The sequence below is a fragment of the Anaerosporobacter sp. genome (assembly GCF_965301125.1).
Genome location: NZ_CBDLAM010000224.1, coordinates 436 through 5,364 on the forward strand (window position 1 = coordinate 436; position 4,929 = coordinate 5,364).

Sequence of the window (4,929 nt, forward strand, 5' to 3'; positions counted from 1 at the left end):
GTCATATTCATTGCTAGCTGAATCATCCGTTATAAAGTTTGAGAATTCATTAAAAGCTGCTATTTCGACCGTACATGAACCAGAAAGCTGTTCTTCCATATTCGAGATTACTTCTGTTGGTAAAACCCCTCTATAAGGACCGATAACACTTTCTCGATATTCTGTGGCTGCACCAATTGGGTCTAAATTAGCCACGTATAAGTTTGGGACTTCTTTAATGGGTGTTCCCCTGTTATCTAAATCTGTATGGAATACATCTTGCAGATTGGAAGCAGGATCAGTGCTAATTAGTAACACTTTATTTCCTTGATCAGCTAAGGAAACAGCTGTTGCACATGCTGTTGAAGTTTTACCAACACCACCCTTTCCAGTATAAAATATGTATTTGGTCAGGTTAACTTTGTTTGGTTCAAATATTGTTTTCATCTAGAACCTCCTCTTTATTACCGCAATTACAATTTGTAGTATTACATTTCTTGCAGATACATTCCTCTTTTGGTGTAATAATACCCATTAAAAAATACATCATTTGATTTGCTCTTTCTAAATTAAGGCGGTATCGCATCCAAGTACCATTTTTTTGGCCTACTACTAAACCACAATCAATTAAGTATTTCATATGATGAGATAAAGTTGGCTGTGAAAAATCAAACAATTTTAAAATGTCACATGCACATTGCTCGCCACATGATAGGATATCTAGAATTTTTAATCTATTGGGATCAGCGATTGCCTTCATTAATTTAGAATTTTCTTCGTAGTAATTCATGATTACCTCCTTTAATTCCAATATATAGATAAATGTCTATATATTGCATTATATATATGAACATCTATATTGTCAATGGAAAACAACTTGTATCTGCGTGTAGATTATATAATATATTTATATCTATCTATAATATATGCTCTATACTAAGTAAAATTGCATAGGTATAAAACAAAATATTCAATAAAATCTTCATTGATATCCTAAATATATAGATTAATATCTATTTATCATGTGATTTCATCAATACTTCATTGAATTCAGATACTTTGGTGTCCATTTGATAATCGTTACTGTCGGAAAGCTCGGATTTCGCATAGCCAAGGAGATCATCCATTTCAGTTCTTTTGAATACATCTTTTTTCCAGAAATAGAAAAACCCCTTTCATTAGACTTATTGTCTAACAAAAAGGGTTCACTTCAATTTTATCATAGAAGACCTTTTATATCTCTATTTACAGAAAAACTTTCACACTCTCACTAAACATGGTTCACTTATCCCAAGGTATAACTTTTAAGTCGGGCCATTTTTTAATCCATTTTTCAACTTTATTCTCATAAATTTGTTTTGTGATTTGAACTTTATTGGCTTTTACAATTTTTCCAAACATATCATTTAGTCCAAATGGTGCATATACTTTAAATTGATTATTTTCTAACCTAACCCCTACTGTCGTCGCAGTCGTAGGCCATGTATTAATAGCATCTTCTAAGGATTTATATGGTTTTATATTATATCCATTATGACTTTCATACCACAAATGTACTCTTGCTTCATTTTTTACATCAACTTCTATACCTATATCTGGGAATAGTTCATGTATCTTGTCAATAACCTTATTTTCATCATCATAATCTAAATGTTCATCATCAAAATATACAAAATCCACATCATTGATTCCATACAACAAATCGTTTCCTGAAAGATAATTCCAAACAGTTTGTGTAATACATCCACCACCTATGTAATAGTGTTCTAAATCCAATAAGTTAGCACACTCGATCACCTTATAGATTATCTCATTTGACCTAATAATCTGATCTAAAACTTCTATTTGGCTTACTATATCTATATTATATCCAATTTTCATGTTATAACTCACATAATAACCTCCAATCATTCACTTTTGGTGTAAGTTACTTATCCATAAATAGAATAATGGCACACACAAAAGAGCACCCATAGGCTCTATTCTGAAAGTTACGCTTTTTCTCGATGATTTTATATATCTTTAACTCTAATCTTGTTTTTATATGCTATTGCATCTATCTGAATATGAAACCCATCCGGTCCACCAATCCCCTGCTTCAACCATCTCTGACCAAGCATAATCTTGATTAATATTGTGTCTTTTAATTTCATTCATGATTTTTCCCCCTAATATAGTTCAATACTGTATAGAATTCTGAATTAGCATAAAAATAATTTGGCACATTAGAGAACGTATGTTTGTGTAATTTAATTATAGAACATATGTTCATAAATGTCAATTAGGAATATACATTTGTTACCAATTTTGTAACCATGACACTTGTGTATTGTCTATGGATGCAAATGATTAGGAGTTTGTGAAGTTAAAGTTATAAAAGGTATCTAGTATACCCATACTAAATACCTTTCATAGTTAAAGCTAATTATTTAAGAGATACAAATTTCACTGATTCTTTACTTTAATCATAAGATTTCAGCCACTTATTTCAGTTGCATTGGGAATGCCATTTTCTTTGCACCAATCTGTTTTTGGCATTCCACTAGCAAGGAATTCTTAGATTAAAGCACACGAAATAACTTTTATATGATTAGTAGATTGAGGCTAATGCATTCCTGCGCTTATTTACAACTAATTTATATTTACTATGAACATTATTCAATCTATTTAATACAGTTTCATAGCTGTCAGCCTCAACAATTACGTATCCAGTCCTTTTAGTTGTATTTGAATTTTTATCAAGCCAATCGCCTACACGCTTGAAAATACAGACTTCCTTAACACCATCTATACAATAGAGATCTTCCTCTGAAGATATTTCCAGAATTCTACCTTCTTCTGTAGGGAGTGCAATAAATCCTGCAAATTTATTAGAAGCCCAACCATGGTCATATGATTCATCAAGAGAGACATTGATAAATTCATTATAAATATCCATCCCGTACCCATGCCGGATAGTTCTTCCAATCAATGGGCCTCCTCCAATCCGTGTTGCAATTTCACCAAAAGTTATGTTACCCATACGATCTACAAAAACTTCCATATGACAAATAGATGAACTTATATTAAGAGTGCTAATAACTTTTGCATTAATTTCTTTGATTCCTTCGAGTATAGTATCTTCTACGCCTTGATTTGGAAAAATTATCGATGCGACGGGCTCAGTACCTAATACAGTTTTAATGCAATTTGATAAATATTTACCTATACTAGCAAAAATAATTTTCCCATTTACTACAATAGAATCACAATGATACTCATCTCCTACAACGAATGTTTCCATTATATAATCAGCTCCCAAAAGATCTGTTTTGGAAATTATTAAATCTATATCTGAAATTGAATTTATAATAAATGTATTCTGAGTAGCAGAACCTTTTTGAGGTTTAAGTACAATTGGGAGTCCATTATTATGTATAAAATTTTTAATATCTTCTAAACTATGAACTTTCTCAACTTTTGCGGTTTTAATACCCACATTAGAAATAATAGTTTTCATTAATAACTTATCTCTTGTAGATTTTGCTACATTCTCATTTATACCCTTTATTTTATATTTATCTCTTATATAAGCACATATTTCAACTACCCATTCATTAGTTGCATATAATGCTTTAATATTATGTACCTTCATTATTTTCTCTATAATATTACTTATATCATTTTTATCTAAATAATTATCAACTTGTATAACATCGTCGACAAATTCTTTTAGCTCTAATAAATTTAACGTGTTTCCTCTTTCAATAATTAACACTCTATAGTACTGTTTCTTTGCTTTAATCGCAGTTAATAGTTCTTTAAAATATCCCATCAATATTAGGCATTCCATATTATACCTCCGAAATCCGAGTAGGTTCTATTTTTTAATACCCTTAACTACATAATATCCTATTTCCTTTTCAAGAAACTCGGCTGCAAACACTTTTTCTTTTTCAAACTTAGCAACAATTTCTTGAGCTTCTAAATCTTCTTTTAATAAATTCCTATACCTTCTTTCTTTTTCATAAGAGTAATCAAATTTTTCAATATCAAAAAAGCTATTATCTTCCATATACTGAATATTCTCTTCCATCGTTATGCTTCCAGCTCTACAGCCACTTACTACACTCAAATCCTCTCTTATTTCAGTAGGAACTGTCTTATATGATATAAAATCAGTATAGACAAAAATACCACCTGGAGCTAGAACTCTTTGAATCTCATTCATAGCTTTGGCTCTATCACTCACAAGGTTTAGAACACATTCACATAAAATAAAGTCAAATTGTTCATCCATATAAGGGAGTTCACAAACTTCAGCAACGAAAAAGCCTACTTTTTTTCTTTCATCACTATTTAAGCTGGCTGCTGATGCCTTAGCATGTTCAATCATCTTATCGCTAAAGTCAATACCCATATATAATTCTGCATCCGTATACTCTTTGACAATCCTTAATAAAGTAGTCCCCATGCCACATCCAAGATCCAGTATTTTTTTCTTTCCACTTTCTTTTAAGATATCTAGTATTTTTTCGGTAGGACCATCTGGTGAAAATTTATGGATACCTTCTCTATAAAGACCAACCCCCTCTGCAGCTGAATTATAGAAATCCTTAATTATTTGACTCTTTTCATCTAATACTTTTTCACTTTTACTTCCACAACAACTTGGCATATTATTTCCTCCCTATATACTCACTTTTCATTTTTATTTTTTTTAATTCTTTTACTTTATAGAAATAGTAAAACAAAACCATTCCAATACTCCAAACACACAATAAGAAAATGAAGATGTTTTTCACACCACTGTAATCAACAATAATTCCTAAAATCAATGGTCCAATTACAGCACCTAAACTTGTTGCTGAACCAAGAAATCCCATAACTTCACCCATTCCCTTTTCTTTTCCAAGTAAAGATGATAATGCTGAAGAAGCAGAAAGAATTACTGATGACACGAATCCAAGT

The 4,929-nt window shown here is 31.0% G+C and carries 7 protein-coding genes; all 7 read right to left on the bottom strand.

Features of this window, described 5'->3' with window-relative positions; translation table 11 throughout:
• Nucleotides 1-426: ArsA-related P-loop ATPase (locus tag ACW2QF_RS17260; protein ID WP_455717257.1), on the bottom strand; the 426-nt coding region annotated here is incomplete at its 3' end.
• Entirely contained in the window at nt 410-769 is a 360-nt protein-coding gene (locus ACW2QF_RS17265; protein ID WP_455717258.1) for an ArsR/SmtB family transcription factor, read from the bottom strand. The genes ACW2QF_RS17260 and ACW2QF_RS17265, both read right to left, overlap by 17 nt.
• 491 nt (nt 770-1,260) lie before the next feature.
• Nucleotides 1,261-1,872 (bottom strand): nucleotidyltransferase family protein, encoded by a 612-nt coding sequence (locus ACW2QF_RS17270; RefSeq protein WP_455717259.1) that lies wholly within the window; start codon nt 1,870-1,872, stop codon nt 1,261-1,263.
• A 119-nt stretch (nt 1,873-1,991) separates the two neighbouring features.
• Complete coding sequence (locus tag ACW2QF_RS17275) at nt 1,992-2,132, bottom strand: hypothetical protein (RefSeq protein WP_455717260.1); 141 nt, start codon at nt 2,130-2,132, stop codon at nt 1,992-1,994.
• A gap of 437 nt (nt 2,133-2,569) precedes the next feature.
• Nucleotides 2,570-3,811 (bottom strand): ATP-grasp domain-containing protein, encoded by a 1,242-nt coding sequence (locus ACW2QF_RS17280; protein WP_455717261.1) that lies wholly within the window; start codon nt 3,809-3,811, stop codon nt 2,570-2,572.
• 27 nt (nt 3,812-3,838) lie between these two features.
• Entirely contained in the window at nt 3,839-4,636 is a 798-nt protein-coding gene (gene arsM, locus ACW2QF_RS17285) for a putative arsinothricin biosynthesis methyltransferase ArsM (protein WP_455717262.1), read from the bottom strand.
• Nucleotide 4,637: 1 nt separating this feature from the next.
• A partial coding sequence (locus ACW2QF_RS17290) for an MFS transporter (RefSeq protein WP_455717263.1) occupies nt 4,638-4,929 on the bottom strand: 292 nt, incomplete at its 5' end.

Coding starts and splice junctions, on each gene's coding strand:
- ACW2QF_RS17265 (WP_455717258.1), bottom strand. CDS start 769: ATGAATTACTACGAAGAAAATTCTAAATTAATGAAGGCAATCGCTGAT.
- ACW2QF_RS17275 (WP_455717260.1), bottom strand. CDS start 2,132: ATGAAATTAAAAGACACAATATTAATCAAGATTATGCTTGGTCAGAGA.
- ACW2QF_RS17280 (WP_455717261.1), bottom strand. CDS start 3,811: ATGGAATGCCTAATATTGATGGGATATTTTAAAGAACTATTAACTGCG.
- arsM (WP_455717262.1), bottom strand. CDS start 4,636: ATGCCAAGTTGTTGTGGAAGTAAAAGTGAAAAAGTATTAGATGAAAAG.